Raw genomic sequence first — 17,144 nt, 5'->3', positions numbered from 1 at the left:
TCACCTGCGGAAAAGATCAGCGCCATGGTAATGGTGCGCCCGGTGGCGGCCGCGCGGAGGTCACCCACCGCGCGTGCCGCCGAGTCAGGCCCGTACGTGAGCGGTCTCCTCGTCGCGTACGCCGTTCCCGTCGCGTATGCCGCTTCCGTCCCGCCCCGCGTCAGCTCCCGTGCAGTCGCGCGGCTCCGCGTCAGCTTCCGGCCGCGCTCTTCGTCGTCGTACTCTCGCCGACCGCCGAGCCGGTGACCTTCCGGTCGGCCGACCGGAGCACCCCCGCGCCCAGCACCAGTCCGAAGGCCAGCACCGTCACCACGCCGAACGACACCACCAGCGAGGTCGCCTCGGCCAGCGAGCCGATCGCCGAGGGGGCGATCAGACCGGAGGTGTACGTGATGGTGGCGACGCCCGCGATGGCCTGGCTCGGGTTCGGCCCGCTGCGCCCCGCCGCGGCGAAGGCCAGCGGGACCACGACCGCCACGCCGAGGCCCAGCAGCCCGAAGCCGCACATCGCGGCCGCGGGGGAGGGCGAGAACACGACCAGCAGCCCGCCCGCGGTGGCCATCACTCCGCCGGTCCGCACCGTGCGGACCGCGCCGAACCGGTCGACGATCCGGTCCCCTGCGATCCTGGCCACCGCCATCATCAGGGCGAACGCCGTGGTGGACGCGGCCGCGAGACCGTCCGAACTGTCCAGGACGTCCCGCAGGTAGACCGCCGACCAGTCCAGGCTGGCCCCCTCGGCGAACACCGCGCAGAACCCGACCGCCCCGATGATCAGCGCCGACTTCGGCGGCAGCGTGAACCGCGGCGGAGGCTCCTCGTCCGGGCTGCTCTGGATGTCGAGGACGTCCCGGCAGGCGATCAGGCCCAGCGCCGTGAGTACCAGGGCCGCGACGAGATGGTGCGTCCGGGCGTCGGTCGCGGTGTGGGCCGCGACCGTGCCCGCCGCCGAGCCGACCAGCGCGCCCACGCTCCACATGCCGTGCAGCCCCGACATGATCGACTTGTCGAGACGGTTCTCCACCTCGACGCCCAGCGCGTTCATGGCCACGTCGGACATCCCCGCCGTCGCCCCGTAGACGAACAGCGCGGCGCAGAGGGTGAGCAGGTTCGGTGCCAGCGCGGGCAGGATCAGCGCCAGCGTCCACAGTGCCAGCAACCCCCGCAGCGCGGTCCGGGCGCCGAAGCGGTGGCTGATCCGGCCCGCCAGCGGCATCGCGATCGACGCGCCGATCGCCGGGAAGGCCAGCGCCAGGCCGAGCTGACCCGCGCTCACCCCGGCGTGGTCCTGGATCCACGGCACCCGGGTCGCGAAGCTGCCGGTCACCGCCCCGTGGACGGTGAAGACCGCGGCGACGGCGATCCGCGCCCGTTTCACCTGCTGTGTGCTGTAGACCGTGACGGTCGAGTCCTTCGTCATGCCGTCGAGCCCCTCCCCTGGGAATCCTCGGACGCCGGCCGTTCCGGCGCATCCGGCGCTTCCGCGCGACGATGCGTGGCGTAAACTATCAGGAACCCTGCCTGATAAATAGTCGTTTCTCATCGGCCCGGAAGCGGCCGGAAAGCGGCGGGGCGGCCATCTGGAAGGATCCCGGTATGCCCGCATCTCCGAGCACGGCTCGGGCCATCAACGACCGGCTCGCCCTGCGGCTGCTCCAGCAGGACGGCCCGCTGACGGCCACCCAGCTCAAGACGCTGACCGGACTCTCCCGGCCCACCGTCGCCGACCTCGTCGAACGGCTCCGCGGCGCCGGTCTGATCGAGGTCGTCGGCGAGTCCGGAGCCGTCCGCCGCGGCCCCAACGCCAAGCTGTACGGGATCGTCGCCGACCGGGCCCATCTCGCCGCCCTCGACGTGCGCCTCGGCAGCGTCAGCGTGGTCGTCACCGATCTGCTGGGGGCGACGCTCGCCGAGGACTCGCTGCCCATCGGCAGCGACACCGGCACCGGACCGGCCGTTGAGCGGGCCGCCGGCCTCCTGGAGCGCACCGCCCGCGCGGCCGGGTCCGTTCCCCTGCACAGCGTCGGCATCGGTGCCCCGGGCCTGATCGACCCGGCCACCGGCGAACTCCGCGACAGCTCCGGCCTGCCCGCCTGGCACCGGGGCCTGGTCCGGGAACTCCAGCGACGGCTCCCGGCCACCGTCCTGGTGGAGAACGAGACCAACCTCGCGGCCGTCGCGGAGCACCGGGAGGGCGCCGCCCACGACCGGGAGACCTTCGTCCTGCTCTGGCTCGGCCAAGGGATCGGGGCCGCCGTGATGCTGGACGGCAAGCTGCGTCAGGGGGCGTCCGGCGGCGCGGGGGAGATCGGCTTCCTTCCGGTCCCCGGGGTGAGCGGGCTGCCCTCGGCGGTCAACTGCGAGGGCGGATTCCACTCCCTGGCCGGCTCCGGCGCGCTGTGCGAACTCGCCGCCGCGCACGGACTCGTGGACCGCGGGACCGTGACCGAGGGCCAGGAGGAGGCGGCCGCCGTGGACGCCGTGCGGGCCGCTCTGGAGGCGGGGGAGGCGGGCGAGCCCTTCCTGAAGGAGGTCGCCGACCGCCTCGCCCTCGGGTCCGCCGCCGTCGTCTCGGTGCTCGACCCCGGCTGTGTACTGCTCGCGGGTGCCGTCGGCCATGCGGGCGGGGCCGCCCTCGCCGCCCGGGTCGAGGAGCGGCTGGCCACGATGTCGCCGCTGCGCACCGAGGTCCGCGCCGGTTCGCTGGGCGACGGGGCCGTGCTGCGCGGTGCGCTGCTCACCGCCCGGGACGCGGCGCAGGACGCGCTGTTCGCCCCGGAGGGCTGACGCCCAGGAACTCGGCTCAGGCCGGGTGCCGGTGGCGGCGGTCGAGGAACTCCTCGAACGTCACGGTTCCCCCGGCGTGTTCGGGTGCCAGATGGTCACCGCGCCGGTAGCCCGCGTACGCCTGGCCCGCCAGCCGGACCGGCACCACCCGCCGCCTGCGCCCGGTGGCTCGCAGGTACGCCCCGGCGAGGTCGGTCAGCGTACGGACCTCGGGGCCGCCCAGGTCGGGCACCCGGCCCGCCGGTCCGGCGAGCGCCAGGGCGGCCAGCCGGCCGGCGACCTCGCCGCTGTCGACGGGCTGGAGCGACACCCCGGCGGGCACCGGCAGGACGGGCAGCCTGGCCGCGCCGGACAGGATGCGCAGGGCCAGGTCGTGGAACTGCGTGGTCCGCAGGATCGTCGCGCCGAGCCCGGAGTCCTCGATCATCCGCTCGACCCTGTGCTTGACCGTGTAGTAGCCCAGTGGCAGCCGGTCCACGCCCACGATCGAGATGTAGACGAGGTGCGGCGTCCCGGCCCGCTTTGCCGCGTTGATGAGGAAGCCGGCCGCCCGGTCGTCGCCGCCGCGCGGGGTGGAGGCACAGTGGACGATCACGTCCGCGTCCTCGACCGCCGCGTCCAGGCCCTGGCCGTCGCGCAGATCGACGGCGTACGAGGGGGAGCGGCGGCTGAGCCCCCGGACGTCGGCCCCTTCCGTGCGGAGCCGCTCTGCGACCTGCCGGCCGAGGGTTCCGGTGGCGCCGGTGACCAGAATCGTCGTCATGGGGCCAGCCTGCCAGAGCGCGGTCCGGCCCGGCGGCGACCGGAGGAGAACCGCAGGGCCCGGCGTGAGCGGGAAGAGCCGCTCACGCCGGGCCGGACGCTACGGGAAGGATCAGCAGGCGCCGAGGTCCTTCCAGACGCCCCACTCACCGGTGGTGCCGGGCTTCTCGCCCTTCGTCCACCAGGACGCCTTCCACTGACGGCCGTCCTGGCTGACGGTGGAGCCGCCGCCGTACTCGGTGGCCGCGTTCCACGCCGGGGCCGTGCAACTGCCGCCCGGCTGCGTCGGGGTCGGGGTGGGCGTCGGGCCGGTCGGGGTCGGGGTCGGCGTCGGGTTGGTCCCGGTGCCGGGCTCGACCACCGTGGTGCCGCGGGCCAGGTCACCGGCGAGGGAGTAGGACTTCCCGCCGAAGGTCACGGTCCAGTTCGACGGGGTGGAGGTGGGCAGGTAGTAGACGAAGTCCAGCTCGACCGAGGCGCCGGGGGCCAGGCTCTGCCAGGCCGGGAGCTTCAGCGAGACGCGGTTGTAGTCGCCCTTCAGGCCGCCGATGTTGTTGGCCGCCGTGTGGTCGCTGCGGATGATCGTCGTGCCGAAGCCGGACTGGTCCTTGGCGTTGGCCGGGGCGGAGGTGGAGTAGTCGAACTGGAACTCCGTACCGCCGGGCAGCGTGGCCTGGGTCCGGTTGGTGATCTTCAGCTTGGGGCTGATCGGGTAGTTGGAGTCGCCCAGCGGGAACTGCCCGAAGGAGACGTCGATGTTGAGCGCCTCGGCCGGCAGGGCGGTCGTGGCGCGCTTCGCGCCGTACGGGGTGGCCGACTTGAACGCGTCGTACATCGCGGTCGTCAGCGTGGAGCCCGTCTCGTACTGGCCCTTCGCCGCGTTCCACTGGTAGTCGCCCGCCAGCTCCCAGATCATCGTGCCGCCGATGCCCTTGTCCACGACGTAGTCGGCCTTGGCCTTCACCGACTGCTCGTCCTCGGTGGAGAGGAACACCTTCTTCTCGGCGTTCCACAGCCACGGCGCGACCAGCGTGGAGTCGTACTTACGGGCGTACGTGCCGGTCAGCTTGGTGTTCGCGGGGAAGCCGTAGTCGGTGACGTAATCCCCGACGATGCCCTTCTCCAGGTTCTTCGCGTGCCACATCGGGTTGGAACCGGCGGGCGATTCCTTGCCGTTGGTGTCCTTGTCGTGCCACAGGTTGTCGATGCCGACCGCGCCGTCACCGCACTTGGTCAGCCCCGCGCCGGCCGGGCAGTCGGTCGTGGCCGCCTTGCCCCACAGGCCGTCGGTGCCGCCCTGCACGTTCTTGAAGCCGCGGGTGTAGTACGGCAGGCCGATGTTGATGCGGCCGGCCGGCATCGAGCCGCGGAAGTAGTGGTAGGCCCAGTCGGTGTTGAGGTAGCCGAGGCCGCCGTACTGCGAGGTGGTGTAGACGCCCGCCTGCGCCAGCTCGTTGTCCTTGCCGTCGTCGAACAGCGAGGCGTTGGGCCCGACGTACTCGTTCCAGGCGCCGTGCAGGTCGTAGGACATGATGTTGACGTAGTCCAGGTACTTCTGCATCTGGTACGTCTCCATGCCCCGCAGCAGATAGCCGGAGGAGGGGGCGGCGACGGTCAGCAGGTAGTGCTTGCCGTCGGCCTCGCCCGCGCGGTCGAGCTTCTCGCGCAGCGTCTTCATCAGGGCGTCGTAACCCTTGACCAGGCCCGCGCGGCGGCCGTTGGCCAGCGTGTGGTCCAGCGGGTTGCCCGCGTCCTTCATCGTGGTGGCGTACTCGTAGTCGATGTCGACGCCGTTGAAGCCGTACTTCTTGATGAAGGAGACGGCCGAGTCGGCGAAGGTGTTGATGCCCGCCTGGTTGACCGAGCCGTCGGCGTTGGTCGCCATCGAGTAGAAGCCGCCCGAGTCGACGCGCTTGCCGTCGGGGCCGAAGTAGCCGCCGGTCTCGGCCCAACCGCCCACGGAGACCAGGGTCTTCACGTTCGGGTGCTGCTTCTTGTACTTCGTCAGCAGGTTGAAGTGCCCCTTGTAGGGGAGCGTCGGGTCCATCTCCGCGCCTGCGACACCGGGCCAGGTCATTCCGGTGGAGGCGTTGTCGGCGCTGTCCGGGCCGACCGAGAGCTTGTTGGAGCCGTCGACGTGCGCGAAGGCGTAGTTGAGGTGCGTGACCTTGTCCCACGGGATGTCCGGGACGAGGTAGGCGTCCTTGCCGTCCTTGCCGGTACGCCAGTTGGTGAAGTAGCCGATGACGCGCCGCTGGTGGTCGGCGCCCATCTTCTCGCGTCCGTCGGCGTCGTAGACGGAGCAGTACGGGACGTTGACGCCGGGGGTCTGGTAAAGCCCGTCGGGGCGACAGGAGTTCTGGTCGGCGGCGGCCGAGGGGCCTGCGGCGAGCGAACTCAGCAGCAGCCCGGCGACGGCGGCGCCGGCGGCGAGGAGCGTGGCTCTCGCTCGGGTGGGGGACAGCATGTGGTCGTTCCTCCTGGGGAGGTCGGCAGAACACAACTGGCGAAAAGGGGGTGGGTCTGTCGGGGTCCCGGTGTGCGCCCACCGTGGGACCGAACCTCGGAGGTGACGCAGAGATTAAGAGGACTAGACCAGTGCGTCAATAGGTATGGACCTTTAAGGCTCAACTTCGTGAATGACTACGTTGTCGCGTTCGTCCCGACGGGAACGCGCCACGCTTTCCGTGACGCGGCGTGACGCGATCCGCGAATCCTGTGACCCAGCCCACAGTGCTCACCTGCATGGCCGAGAGACGTCCGTGGCAGACTGGTTCCGTACCAGTAGCAGCGCACTCCGGGGTCGGTGCAATTCCGAACCGGCGGTTACAGTCCGCGACCCGTCCGCAGCCAGCGGCCGGTTGACCAGGTGAAATTCCTGGACCGACGGTTAAAGTCCGGATGGGAGGCAGTGCGCGGCGGTTTGTCATCGGTACGCCGCCGTCGGCGGGCGCATGGCCGGGAATCTCCCGGGACGCCATGCGTTCCTGGCGTTTCCCGTCCTCGGGTTCGCGGCGTTCTCGCTGGTGATCCGCTTTCTCTGTCGTCATCGACAGGCCCCGGAGTCCGTGCCCGAAGAGGCAGGAGGACCCGGTGGACACCGCAGCCGACATCACCGCCATGCGCCGAGCGATCGCGCTCGCCCCCCGCGGTCTCGGCTCCACCAGCCCCAATCCGGTCGTCGGATGTGTGATCACCGACGCCGCCGGAGCCGTGGCCGGTGAAGGCTTCCATCAGCGCGCCGGAGGGCCGCACGCCGAGGTCCACGCCCTGCGCGCGGCCGGCGACCGGGCCCGCGGCGGCACCGCCTACGTCACCCTCGAACCCTGTAACCACACCGGCCGCACCGGCCCCTGCGCCCAGGCACTCCTCGACGCCGGGATCAGCCGTGTCGTGTACGCGGTCGGCGACCCGAACCCGCAGGCCACGGGCGGCGCCGACACCCTGCGCGCGGCCGGTGTCCAGGTGGAGCAGGGACTCCTCACCGACGAGGCCGAGGCGGGCAACGCCGCCTGGCTGACCTCGGTGCGCCTCGGGCGGCCGTACGTCCTGTGGAAGTACGCCGCGACCCTCGACGGCCGCATCGCCGCCGCCGACGCCACCAGCCGCTGGATCACCTCGTCCCAGGCCCGCGCCGACGTGCACCGGCTGCGCGCCGAGGCCGACGCCGTGCTCGTCGGCTCCGGCACCGCCCGCACCGACGACCCCCAGCTGGGCGTACGCGGCATCGACGGCGCCACCCAGCCGCTGCGGGTCGTCGTCGACACGAACGCCACCGCCGTGAAGCCCGGCGCCCGGGTCCTGGACGCCACCGCGCCCACCCTGGTCGCCGTCGCCGACGACGCCCAGGCCGGTCACCTCCCCGAGGCCGCCGTCCTGCGGCTGCCCCGCGCCGCCACCGGCCCCGGCCTCGACCTCGACGCCCTCCTCGAAGCCCTGCACACCCGGGGCGTCCGCTCCGTACTCCTCGAAGGCGGCCCCACCCTCGCGGGCGCCTTCGTCGCCGCCGGAAAGGTCGACAAGGTCGTCGGCTATCTCGCCCCGGTCCTGCTCGGCGCGGGCCCCGCCGCCCTCGCCGACGCCGGAATCTCCACCATCTCCCAGGCGTTGCGCCTCGATGTGACCGAGACCGTGCCGATCGGCCCCGATCTGCGGGTCACCGCCGTCCCCGCCCCTGCTCGGAAGGGAAACTGAGTGTTCACCGGAATTGTCGAAGAACTGGGTGAGGTCACCGCCGTCGAGCAGCTGGCCGACGCCTCCCGCTTCCGGCTGCGCGGCCCCCTCGTCACCGAGGGCGCGAAGCACGGCGACTCCATCGCGGTGAACGGCGTCTGCCTCACCGTCGTGGACACCGGCGACGGTGAGTTCACCGCCGACGTGATGGCCGAGACGCTGAAGCGCTCCAGCCTCGGCGCGCTCGCCCCCGGCTCCCGGGTCAACCTGGAGCGCCCGATGGCGCTCGGCGGCCGGCTCGGCGGACACCTCGTCCAGGGCCATGTGGACGGCACCGGCACCATCCTGGAGCGCACCCCCTCCGAGCACTGGGAGATCGTCAAGGTCTCCCTGCCGCCCGAGCTGACCCGGTACGTCGTGGAGAAGGGCTCCATCACCGTCGACGGCGTCAGCCTGACCGTGGTGGACGCGGCGGCCGACTTCTTCACCATCAGCCTCATCCCCACCACCCTCGCCCTGACCACGCTCGGCCACAAGCAGCCCGGTGACCCGGTCAACCTGGAAGTGGACGTCATCGCCAAGTACGTCGAGCGGATGCTCGGCGACCGGGCCGGACAGGACCCGCGATGAACGCCGCGTCCTGGCTCAACTCCGAGGCCTTCACCGTGTTCGGCCAGCACATCAAGTGGTCGGACATGATCGGCAACATCATCGGCCTGATCGCCCTGGCCCTCGGCTGGCGGCGCTCCATCTGGACCTGGCCCGCCCAACTGCTCTCCGGCGCCATCCTCCTGGTCGCCTTCGCCTCCGCACACCTCTCCGGCAGCGCGGGCAAGCAGCTGGTCGTCATCGTCGTCGCCCTGTGGGGCTGGTGGTCCTGGAACCGGGGCAGGCAGCAGGCCCAGGACGGCTCCATCGCCGTCCGCTTCGCCACCTGGCGCGAGCGCGGCGTGCTGATCGGCGCCGCCGCCATCGGCACCCTCGCCGTGGGCGGCCTGTTCACCGCCTTCCCGTCGCTCTCCTGGGACCCGTGGCCGGACGCGTACATCTTCGTCGGCACCGTCGTCGCGATGTACGCCCAGGCCAAGGGCATGGTCGAGTTCTGGTTCGCCTGGCTGCTGGTCGACCTGGTCGGCGTCCCGCTGAACTTCGCCAACGGCTTCGCCTTCTCCGGCTTCGTCTACATCATCTACGGCGCCCTCGTCCTGTGGGGCATGCGCGACTGGTGGCTGCGTACGCGGACACCCGCTCTGGAAGGAGCCACGGCATGACTGCTCAGCCCACCTGGCTGCACCCCGACCACGACCCGCTCCCCGAGAACCTCTCCCTGGACCCGGTCGAGCAGGCCATCCGTGACATCGCCGCCGGCCGGCCCGTCGTCGTCGTGGACGACGAGGACCGCGAGAACGAGGGCGACCTCGTCATCGCCGCCGAGAAGGCCACCCCCGAGATCGTCGCCTTCATGATGAGCGAGTGCCGCGGCCTGATCTGCGCGCCCATGGAGAGCGACGAGCTGGAACGCCTCGAACTCCCGCAGATGGTCGAGGACAACACCGAGTCGATGCAGACCGCCTTCACGGTCTCCGTCGACGCCTCCGCCGCCCACGGCGTCACCACGGGCATCTCCGCCGCCGACCGCGCCACCACCCTGCGGATGCTCGCGGGCGGCGTCGCGGGACCCGGCGACTTCGTCCGGCCCGGCCACATCTTCCCGCTGCGCGCCCGCTCCGGCGGCGTCCTCGTCCGCAACGGCCACACCGAGGCCGCCGTCGACCTCGCCCGGCTCGCCGGACTGCGCCCCGCCGGGGCCATCGTCGAGATCGCAGGCGAGGACGGGGTGATGCTCCGGCTGCCCGAGCTGGTCCCCTTCGCCCGCAAGCACGGCCTGACGATCATCTCCATCGAGGACCTGATCGCCTACCGCCGCAGCAACGAGCCGACCGTCCGCCGCGAGGCGCAGACCCGGCTGCCCACCGCGTTCGGCGACTTCACCGCGTACGGCTACCGCTCCATCGCCGACGGCGTCGAGCACGTCGCCCTGGTCCACGGCGACATCGGCGACGGCGAGGACGTCCTCGTCCGCATCCACTCCGAGTGCCTGACCGGCGACATCTTCCAGTCCCAGCGCTGCGACTGCGGCCCCCAGTTGCACGCCTCCATGCGGCGCATCACGGAAGCGGGCCGGGGCGTCGTCGTCTACCTCCGCGGCCACGAGGGACGCGGCATCGGCCTGCTCTCCAAGCTCCGCGCGTACGAACTCCAGGAGCGCGGCGTCGACACCCTCGACGCCAACCTGGAGCTCGGCCTGCCCGCCGACGCCCGCGACTACGCGGCGGGCGCCCGGATCCTCAAGGACCTCGGCGTCACCAGCCTGCGGCTGATGACCAACAACCCCGAGAAGACCGCGGCCGTCGTCCGCCACGGACTCGCCGTCACCGGCCGCGAGCCCATGCCCGTCCAGGCGGGCGAGCACAATCTGCGCTACCTGCGCACCAAGCGCGACCGTATGGGCCACGATCTGCCGTGGCTCGACGGAACCCCGGCGTCGACCTGCGCCAACCAGTAACGAACACCTCGTCACCAGCAACAGGAGAAACATGAGCGGCAAGGGTGCACCCGAACTGTCCGTACGCAACTGCGGCGACCTGCGCGTGGCCGTGATCGCGGCCCAGTGGCACGAGAAGGTCATGGACGGACTCGTCGACGGCGCGCTGCGCGCCCTGCACGAGCTGGGCATCGACGAGCCGACCCTGCTCCGGGTCCCCGGCTCCTTCGAGCTGCCCGTCGTCGCCAAGGTGCTCGCCGGACGCGGCTACGACGCGATCGTCGCCCTCGGCGTGGTCATCCGCGGCGGCACCCCACACTTCGAGTACGTCTCCCAGGGCGTCACCCTCGGCCTCACCCAGGTCACCGTGGACACCGGTGTTCCCGTCGGCTTCGGCGTACTGACCTGCGACACCGAGGAGCAGGCGCTCGACCGGGCCGGCCTCGAAGGGTCCAACGAGGACAAGGGGCACGAAGCGGTCACCGCGGCCGTCGCCACCGCGGCCACGCTGCGGACCGTCAGCGAACCCTGGCGCTGAGTGCGCCCCGGCGACCCCGTATTCTGAGGACCATCATGGCCAACAAAACCTTCGAAGAGCTCTTCACCGAGCTCCAGCTCAAGGCCGCCGAGGGCGACCCCGCGACCTCCCGCACCGCCGAACTGGTGGACAAGGGCGTCCATGCCATCGGCAAGAAGGTCGTCGAGGAGGCCGCCGAGGTCTGGATGGCCGCCGAGTACGAGGGCAAGGAAGCCGCCGCCGAGGAGATCTCCCAGCTGCTGTACCACGTCCAGGTGATGATGGTCGCCCGCGGGATCTCGCTCGACGACGTCTACGCCCATCTCTGAGCACACCCCGCCCGTCCCACAACCCCTTCGCACAAAGGAAACCTGACCTCATGCTGCGCATCGCCGTCCCCAACAAGGGTGCAATCTCCGGGCCTGCGATGGCGATGCTCCATGAGGCGGGCTACCGGCAGCGCAAGGAGTCGAAGGAACTGGTCCTCGTCGACCCGACGAACGAGGTCGAGTTCTTCTACCTGCGGCCGCGCGACATCGCGATCTACGTCAGTTCCGGCAAGCTGGACATCGGCATCACCGGACGCGACCTGCTGCTGGACTCGGGGGCGGACGCCGAGGAGATCCTCCAGCTCGGCTTCGCCCGCTCCACCTTCCGCTACGCCACGAAGCCCGGCACGGCCACCGGCCCCAAGGACTTCACCGGCATGACGATCGCCACGTCCTACGAGGGCATCGTCGCCAAGCACCTGGCCGACGAGGGCGTCGACGCCTCCGTCGTGCACCTCGACGGCGCCGTCGAGACCGCCATCGAGCTCGGCGTCGCCCAGATCATCGCCGACGTCGTCGAGACCGGCACCAGCATGCGCAACGCGGGCCTGGAGATCATCGGCGAGCCGATCATGAAGTCGGAAGCCGTGGTGATCCGCCGCACCGGCGCCCCCGCCGACGACCCCAAGGTGCAGCAGTTCCTCCGCCGCCTCCAGGGCGTCCTGGTCGCCCGGTCCTACGTGATGATGGACTACGACTGCCGCGTCGAGCACCTGGAGCGCGCCGTCGCCCTCACCCCGGGCCTGGAGTCGCCGACCATCTCCCCGCTGCACCACGAGGGCTGGGTCGCCGTCCGCTCCATGGTCGCCGCCAAGGAGGCCCAGCGGATCATGGACGACCTGTACGAGCTCGGCGCCCGCGCCATCCTCACCACGGCCATCCACGCCTGCCGCCTCTGACGGCCCCGGCCGCCCGCACCTCCCGAGAGAAGACCCCGATGTCCGCGCCCAGGCCCGAACTCCCCACCCTGCCGGTCACCTTCCGGCCCACCCTCACCCGGGTGGTCCTGCTGAGCGTGGGCCTGGCGATGTTCCTCGTCATCACCGTCGTCGCGCTGATGCTGGAGCGGCTCAACCCGGGGGAGCGGGCCAGCTTCGTCTTCGTCGCCGCGCTGTTCTTCGGCGTCCTGGCCCTGCTCAGCAGGCCCCGGGTCGCCGCCGACGACACCGGGGTCACCGTCGTCAACCTCACCCGGACCCGCAGGCTGGCCTGGGAGGAGATCCTCCGCGTCAACCTGCGCTCCGGCGACCCCTGGGTCTTCCTCGACCTCAGCGACGGCACCAGCCTGCCCGCCCTCGGCATCCAGCCCGGTCTGGCCAAGGAGCAGGCCATCCGCGACGCCCGCGCCCTGCGCTCCCTCGCCGAGGCGCGCGGCGGCGGCGACGACACTCCCGCCGGCGGCTGAGCCGCTGCCCGGCACGGGGCCTTCTTGTCTACTCTGGTGGGCGGCGGCGCCCCGTGCGCCCCGCCCCGCCCGTACCACGGCCCCACCGGGCCCGCGGGGTTCTTCCTGCGACCCAAGGAGTGACTCCCTCCAGCAATGGACGGATCGTCCGGTAGTACCTGCGCCGCCCCTTCCTCGGAGGCGGCGGCCTCATGACCACCCCCCTGCTGCTCCTCGCGGCGGCCTTCCTCCTCATCCTCGCCAACGGCTTCTTCGTGGCAGCCGAATTCGGGCTCGTCACCGTGGACCGGCCGGACGCCGAACGAGCCGCCGCCGAGGGCGACCGACGGGCCCGTACCGTCGTCCGCGCCCTGCGCGAACTCTCCTTCCAGCTCTCCGGCACCCAGCTCGGCATCACCATCACCTCCCTGGTGGTGGGCATGCTCGCCGAACCGGCCCTCGCCCAGCTGCTCGCCGGACCGCTCACGGCCACCGGACTGCCCGCGGGGGCCGTCTCCGGTGTCGCGGTCGCCGTCGGGATGCTGCTGGCCTCCGCCGTCCAGATGATCGTCGGTGAACTCGTGCCGAAGAACTGGGCGGTCTCCCGGCCGCTCCAGGTGGCCCGCTTCGTCGCCGGACCGCAGGCCCGCTTCGCGGCCCTCCTGCGACCGGCCATCACCCTCCTCAACGCCCTGGCCAACCGGCTGGTCCGCCTCTTCGGGGTCGAGCCCACCGACGAACTGGCCTCCGCCCGCACCCCGGGCGAACTGGTCTCCCTCGCCCGGCACTCCGCCGAGGCCGGGGCCCTGGAACAGGACACCGCCGACCTCTTCGTCCGGACCCTCTCGCTGGCCGGACTCACCGCCCAGCACGTCATGACCCCCCGGGTGAAGGTCAGCGCCCTGCACTCCTCCGCCACCGCCGAGGACGTCCTCAACCTCACCCGCGCCACCGGCCTCTCCCGCTTCCCGGTCTACCGGGACCGCATCGACGAGGTCATCGGCATGGTCCACCTCAAGGACGCCCTCGCCGTCCCCGCCCACGAGCGCCTGCGCACCCCGGCCGGCCGGATCGCCGTCGCCCCGCTCCTGGTGCCCGGCACCCTGCCGGTGGAACACCTGCTGCGGCGGCTGCGCCACGAACAGCCGATAGCCGTGGTCGTCGACGAGTACGGCGGCACCGCCGGTGTCGTCACGCTGGAGGACATCATCGAGGAGCTCGTCGGCGAGGTCCGCGACGAGCACGACGCCGAAGGGGACGGCCGCCCCGAGCTGACCGCCGCCACCGCCGAGGACGGCCGCCCCGCGTGGGACGCCGAGGGCAGCTGCCGGGTCCACACCCTGCGCCGCAGCGGCCTGGACGTCCCCGACGGACCGTACGAGACCGTCGCCGGGCTCGTCGCGGAACTCCTCGGCCGCATCCCCGCCCCCGGCGACCGGGCCGAACTCCCCGGCTGGCGGATCACCGTCCGCCAGGTCGGCCACAACCGCGCCGAACGCGTCCGGTTCACCCGGACGGGCGACCCGCTGCCGGAACCGGCCGCACCGGGGCTGCTGGAGGCCGCGCGATGAGCCTGCTCCAACTCCTCCTCGCCGCCCTCCTCGTGCTGGCGAACGGCTTCTTCGTCGGCGCGGAGTTCGCCCTTGTCTCGGTCCGCCGCAGCCAGATCGAACCGCTGGCCGCGAAGGGGTCCGGCCGGGCCCGCACCGTCCTGCACGGCCTGGAGAACCTGCCGCAGATGATGGCCGCCGCCCAGTTCGGCATCACCGTCTGCTCGCTCACCCTCGGAGCCGTCGCCGAGCCGACCGTCGCCCACCTCCTGGAGCCGGTCTTCCACGCGGCGCACGTCCCCGACGGGCTCGTCCACCCCCTCGGCTTCGCCCTCGCGCTGCTGTCCGTGGTCGTCCTGCACCTGGTCATCGGCGAGATGGTCCCGAAGAACCTCGCGATGGCGGCGCCCGAGCGGACCGCGCTGTGGCTGAGCCCCGGCCTGGTCGCCTTCGCCCGGCTCTGCCGCCCGGTCACCACCGCGCTCGGCGCCTGCGCCGGTCTGGTGCTGCGGCTCTTCGGCGTCGAGCCGAAGGACGAGGTGGAGGCCGTCTTCACCAGTCAGCAGCTCAACCGGCTGGTCGAGGACTCCGGACAGGCCGGCCTCCTCGGACCGGAGGCGGCGACGCGCCTGGAGGACGCCCTCGAACTGGGCAGCAGGCCCGTCGCGGACGTCCTGCTGGAGCGGGCGTCCCTGGTCACCGTCGACCCGTCGGTGACCCCGCGCCGGATCGAGGAGCTGACGGTACGCACCGGCTTCTCCCGCTTCCCGGTCTGCGCTGAGGGCGGCGGCCCCTTCATGGGCTACCTCCACGTCAAGGACGTCCTGGAGCTGGAGGACGCCGACCGCGCGGTCCCGCAGCAGATCTGGCGTCCGATGGCGACCGTACGGGCCGAACTCCCGCTGGACGACGCCCTGACCGTGATGCGCCGCGCCGCGACGCACCTGGCCCAGGTCGCCGACGGATCGGGCCGGGTCCTCGGCCTGGTCGCGATGGAGGACGTGCTGGAGACGCTGGTGGGGGAGGTACGCGACCCGGCCCACCGGGTGGTGTCCGTGCCCCGCCGTACGGTGGACGTCCCCGGGACACCGGGACGGCCGCCTTCCGGGGCCCTGGTGCACTGAGACGGCCTTCGTGCGCTGAGCCGGTGTGAGGGCCGGGCCGGGAGCGAACGCTCCCGGCCCGGCCCTCACACCGCGCCCGGCTCCTGCTTGCCCCGGCCCACCGCACCGCGCCCCGACAGCACTTCGCCGTAGGCCTGCATCAGATCCGCCAGCCGCAGCGTCGACAGGTCCTCCCGGGTCAGCTCGCCCGCGTAGCCGGAGAGCCGCAGATCACGGTAGGCGCAGCTCTTCTCGTACAGCGTCCGCAGGAAACGGCCGTTGCCCAGCTCGTCGATCCACCCCTGGTCCACCACATGGCCGCTGATGGAGCGCAGCTCGTCCACCGCCTCCTCGTCCCACACGTCGTCGTTCTCAGCGGCCAGGACACTGCCGATCGCGGTGAGTTCGAGCGGCCGGTAGCTGGGGAAGTCGACCCGGGTGGTGAACCGGGAGGAGAGCCCCGGGTTGGTGGCGAGCAGCCGGTCCATGCCCTCCGGATACCCCGCGAGGATGACGACGAGATGGTCCCGGTTGTCCTCGGCCCGCTTGAGGAGCACCTGCAACGCCTCGTCGCCGTACGCGTCGCCCTTGCTGTAACCGGAGTTGGCCAGGCTGTACGCCTCGTCGACGAACAGCACCCCGCCGAGCGCCGAGTCGATCAGCTCGTTCGCCTTCACCGCCGTCTGGCCCAGGAACTCCCCGACCAGATCCGAGCGCTGGGCCTCGACCAGATGATCGCCGCCGAGCAGCCCGAGGGCGTAGAAGACCCGGCCCAGGATGCGGGCCACCGTGGTCTTGCCGGTGCCGGAGGGCCCGGAGAAGACGAAGTGGCGCTTCGGCGGCTGCACGGGCAGCCCCTGCTCGGCCCGCAGCCGGGCCATGTTCAACTGCGCCGACAGCGCCTTGACCTGCCGCTTGACCGGCTCCAGGCCGACCATCCGCTCCAGCTGCGCCAGCGCCTCGGCCAGCAGGACCGGATCGCTGGGCCCGGCCGGGAAGGGCGGCGGCTTGCGGGTCCTGGTGCGCCGGGCCCCCTCGACGGGAACGGGCGGACCGGGGAGCGGATCGTCGCCGAGCAGCCCCGCCTCGCTCACCGGCCAGGACTCGCGCCCGTCCGCCAGATCGGTGCCGAGCAGCGCGTCGCCCTCCGGCTGGGCCTCCGCCCCCGCGCCCCCGGAACCGGTCAGGGACACGGCGGCCAGATCCGCCGACTCGTCGAACCCGTCGCCCTCCACGAGCGCCGCCAGCCGGGCGGAGGTGTCCATGAACGCCGGGTCCACCCGGTGCACCGCCCGGTACAGCGGCAGGGCGGCGGCGCTGCGGCCGGTGCCCTCATGGGCCCGCGCCAGCCAGTACCGCAGCTCCTTGCGCTGCGGCTGCTCGCTGCGACAGCGCATCAGCGCGGCCGACAGCAGCGGCTCCGCCTGCCCGAACATCTCCAGCCGCACCCGGGCCATCCCGCCGAACAGACCCGCCTCGATGCCCAGCATCGGATCGTCGACGAGCTGCTCGGTGCAGCGCACCAACTGCTCCCAGTCCTTGACCAGATACGAGCGGCAGGCGTGCAGGAACCGCACCTGCGGGTCCGTGTCCACCGGCGGCAGACCGGCCAACGCCCGGTCCAGCTCGGGCACATGGCGTCCGTCCAGCCAGTGCGAGGCGTGCGCCAGCAGCAGATCGCGCGGGCTCTCCAGCACCGGCTGCACCCACCAGCCCAGCCAGTACCAGGAGTTGAGCGTACGGCGGTGGCGGGCGCGCTGCTCGCCGAAGCGGTCGCGGTGCCGGTACATGCGTAACAGGGCCGTGGTGGTGTCGATGCGCAGCGCGTGGAGGCCGAGCCAGCCGTCCGCCATGCCGGGATCGAACCGCACCGCGGCTCTGAACTCCTCCTCGGCCTGCGGGTAGGCGCCCATCGTGTAGGCGTCCAGGCCACGCAGCCAGGCGAGGTCGGCGGGGGCTCCAGCGCCCTGTGTGCCGATGTCCATCAGGTCCCC

The 17,144-nt window shown here is 72.0% G+C and carries 15 protein-coding genes and 1 riboswitch; of the genes, 11 read left to right on the top strand and 4 right to left on the bottom strand.

All coding sequences use genetic code 11. From position 1 onward, the window contains the following. Positions 1-190: 190 nt before the first annotated feature. Entirely contained in the window at positions 191-1,420 is a 1,230-nt protein-coding gene (locus IE134_RS17690) for an MFS transporter (protein WP_189431020.1), read from the bottom strand. 176 nt (positions 1,421-1,596) lie between these two features. On the opposite strand from IE134_RS17690, the gene IE134_RS17685 reads away from it, so the two are divergent. Then, positions 1,597-2,787, top strand: coding sequence for an ROK family transcriptional regulator (locus IE134_RS17685; protein ID WP_189431017.1), 1,191 nt, complete (start codon positions 1,597-1,599; stop codon positions 2,785-2,787). A gap of 16 nt (positions 2,788-2,803) precedes the next feature. Here IE134_RS17685 and IE134_RS17680 read toward each other — a convergent pair whose 3' ends face one another. Continuing rightward, positions 2,804-3,550 carry an SDR family oxidoreductase gene (locus tag IE134_RS17680; protein ID WP_189431015.1) on the bottom strand — a complete coding sequence of 249 codons (747 nt, stop codon included), beginning with the start codon at positions 3,548-3,550 and terminating at the stop codon, positions 2,804-2,806. Between the two features lie 111 nt (positions 3,551-3,661). Next, a complete protein-coding gene (locus tag IE134_RS17675) occupies positions 3,662-6,016 on the bottom strand; it encodes a chitinase C-terminal domain-containing protein (RefSeq protein ID WP_189431012.1) in 2,355 nt (784 codons plus the stop codon). Between the two features lie 321 nt (positions 6,017-6,337). Beyond that, positions 6,338-6,468: riboswitch (FMN riboswitch) on the top strand. 174 nt (positions 6,469-6,642) lie between these two features. Here IE134_RS17675 and ribD point away from each other — a divergent pair. The 10 genes from ribD to IE134_RS17625 all read left to right on the top strand — a co-directional run bounded on the left by ribD (position 6,643) and on the right by IE134_RS17625 (position 15,171). Continuing rightward, positions 6,643-7,743: a bifunctional diaminohydroxyphosphoribosylaminopyrimidine deaminase/5-amino-6-(5-phosphoribosylamino)uracil reductase RibD gene (gene ribD / locus IE134_RS17670; protein ID WP_098017003.1), complete on the top strand. Its 1,101-nt coding sequence runs from the start codon at positions 6,643-6,645 to the stop codon at positions 7,741-7,743. Next, on the top strand, positions 7,744-8,352 hold the full coding sequence (locus IE134_RS17665; RefSeq protein WP_097986709.1) for a riboflavin synthase: 609 nt from the start codon (positions 7,744-7,746) through the stop codon (positions 8,350-8,352). After that, positions 8,349-8,993: a nicotinamide mononucleotide transporter family protein gene (locus tag IE134_RS17660; protein ID WP_030722465.1), complete on the top strand. Its 645-nt coding sequence runs from the start codon at positions 8,349-8,351 to the stop codon at positions 8,991-8,993. Before IE134_RS17665 ends, IE134_RS17660 begins: the two co-directional genes overlap by 4 nt. Next, complete coding sequence (locus tag IE134_RS17655; RefSeq protein ID WP_030722468.1) at positions 8,990-10,288, top strand: bifunctional 3,4-dihydroxy-2-butanone-4-phosphate synthase/GTP cyclohydrolase II; 1,299 nt, start codon at positions 8,990-8,992, stop codon at positions 10,286-10,288. The genes IE134_RS17660 and IE134_RS17655 overlap by 4 nt, the downstream gene beginning before the upstream one ends. A gap of 31 nt (positions 10,289-10,319) precedes the next feature. Further along, a complete protein-coding gene (gene ribH / locus IE134_RS17650) occupies positions 10,320-10,805 on the top strand; it encodes a 6,7-dimethyl-8-ribityllumazine synthase (RefSeq protein ID WP_003970409.1) in 486 nt (161 codons plus the stop codon). Positions 10,806-10,840: 35 nt separating this feature from the next. Beyond that, positions 10,841-11,113 (top strand): phosphoribosyl-ATP diphosphatase, encoded by a 273-nt coding sequence (locus IE134_RS17645; protein WP_003970410.1) that lies wholly within the window; start codon positions 10,841-10,843, stop codon positions 11,111-11,113. Positions 11,114-11,163: 50 nt separating this feature from the next. Further along, positions 11,164-12,012 carry an ATP phosphoribosyltransferase gene (gene hisG / locus IE134_RS17640; protein WP_006123138.1) on the top strand — a complete coding sequence of 283 codons (849 nt, stop codon included), beginning with the start codon at positions 11,164-11,166 and terminating at the stop codon, positions 12,010-12,012. A 38-nt stretch (positions 12,013-12,050) separates the two neighbouring features. Beyond that, the gene (locus IE134_RS17635) at positions 12,051-12,518 is read left to right on the top strand and encodes a PH domain-containing protein (protein ID WP_030722475.1); all 468 of its coding nucleotides are present in this window, start codon (positions 12,051-12,053) and stop codon (positions 12,516-12,518) included. A gap of 191 nt (positions 12,519-12,709) precedes the next feature. Next, the gene (locus IE134_RS17630) at positions 12,710-14,068 is read left to right on the top strand and encodes a hemolysin family protein (RefSeq protein WP_030722478.1); all 1,359 of its coding nucleotides are present in this window, start codon (positions 12,710-12,712) and stop codon (positions 14,066-14,068) included. Further along, positions 14,065-15,171, top strand: a complete 1,107-nt coding sequence (locus IE134_RS17625) for a hemolysin family protein (RefSeq protein ID WP_030722481.1) — start codon at positions 14,065-14,067, stop codon at positions 15,169-15,171. Before IE134_RS17630 ends, IE134_RS17625 begins: the two co-directional genes overlap by 4 nt. A gap of 65 nt (positions 15,172-15,236) precedes the next feature. Here IE134_RS17625 and IE134_RS17620 read toward each other — a convergent pair whose 3' ends face one another. Beyond that, a complete protein-coding gene (locus tag IE134_RS17620; protein WP_189431009.1) occupies positions 15,237-17,135 on the bottom strand; it encodes an AAA family ATPase in 1,899 nt (632 codons plus the stop codon). Positions 17,136-17,144 lie beyond the last annotated feature (9 nt).

It is taken from the genome of Streptomyces rubiginosohelvolus (assembly GCF_014649875.1).
Classification (GTDB): domain Bacteria; phylum Actinomycetota; class Actinomycetes; order Streptomycetales; family Streptomycetaceae; genus Streptomyces; species Streptomyces rubiginosohelvolus.
This window is presented reverse-complemented; position numbering and strand designations above follow the sequence as displayed.

Coding starts and splice junctions, on each gene's coding strand:
- IE134_RS17690 (WP_189431020.1), bottom strand. CDS start 1,420: ATGACGAAGGACTCGACCGTCACGGTCTACAGCACACAGCAGGTGAAA.
- IE134_RS17685 (WP_189431017.1), top strand. CDS start 1,597: ATGCCCGCATCTCCGAGCACGGCTCGGGCCATCAACGACCGGCTCGCC.
- IE134_RS17680 (WP_189431015.1), bottom strand. CDS start 3,550: ATGACGACGATTCTGGTCACCGGCGCCACCGGAACCCTCGGCCGGCAG.
- IE134_RS17675 (WP_189431012.1), bottom strand. CDS start 6,016: ATGCTGTCCCCCACCCGAGCGAGAGCCACGCTCCTCGCCGCCGGCGCC.
- IE134_RS17660 (WP_030722465.1), top strand. CDS start 8,349: ATGAACGCCGCGTCCTGGCTCAACTCCGAGGCCTTCACCGTGTTCGGC.
- IE134_RS17655 (WP_030722468.1), top strand. CDS start 8,990: ATGACTGCTCAGCCCACCTGGCTGCACCCCGACCACGACCCGCTCCCC.
- ribH (WP_003970409.1), top strand. CDS start 10,320: ATGAGCGGCAAGGGTGCACCCGAACTGTCCGTACGCAACTGCGGCGAC.
- IE134_RS17645 (WP_003970410.1), top strand. CDS start 10,841: ATGGCCAACAAAACCTTCGAAGAGCTCTTCACCGAGCTCCAGCTCAAG.
- hisG (WP_006123138.1), top strand. CDS start 11,164: ATGCTGCGCATCGCCGTCCCCAACAAGGGTGCAATCTCCGGGCCTGCG.
- IE134_RS17635 (WP_030722475.1), top strand. CDS start 12,051: ATGTCCGCGCCCAGGCCCGAACTCCCCACCCTGCCGGTCACCTTCCGG.
- IE134_RS17630 (WP_030722478.1), top strand. CDS start 12,710: ATGACCACCCCCCTGCTGCTCCTCGCGGCGGCCTTCCTCCTCATCCTC.
- IE134_RS17625 (WP_030722481.1), top strand. CDS start 14,065: ATGAGCCTGCTCCAACTCCTCCTCGCCGCCCTCCTCGTGCTGGCGAAC.
- IE134_RS17620 (WP_189431009.1), bottom strand. CDS start 17,135: ATGGACATCGGCACACAGGGCGCTGGAGCCCCCGCCGACCTCGCCTGG.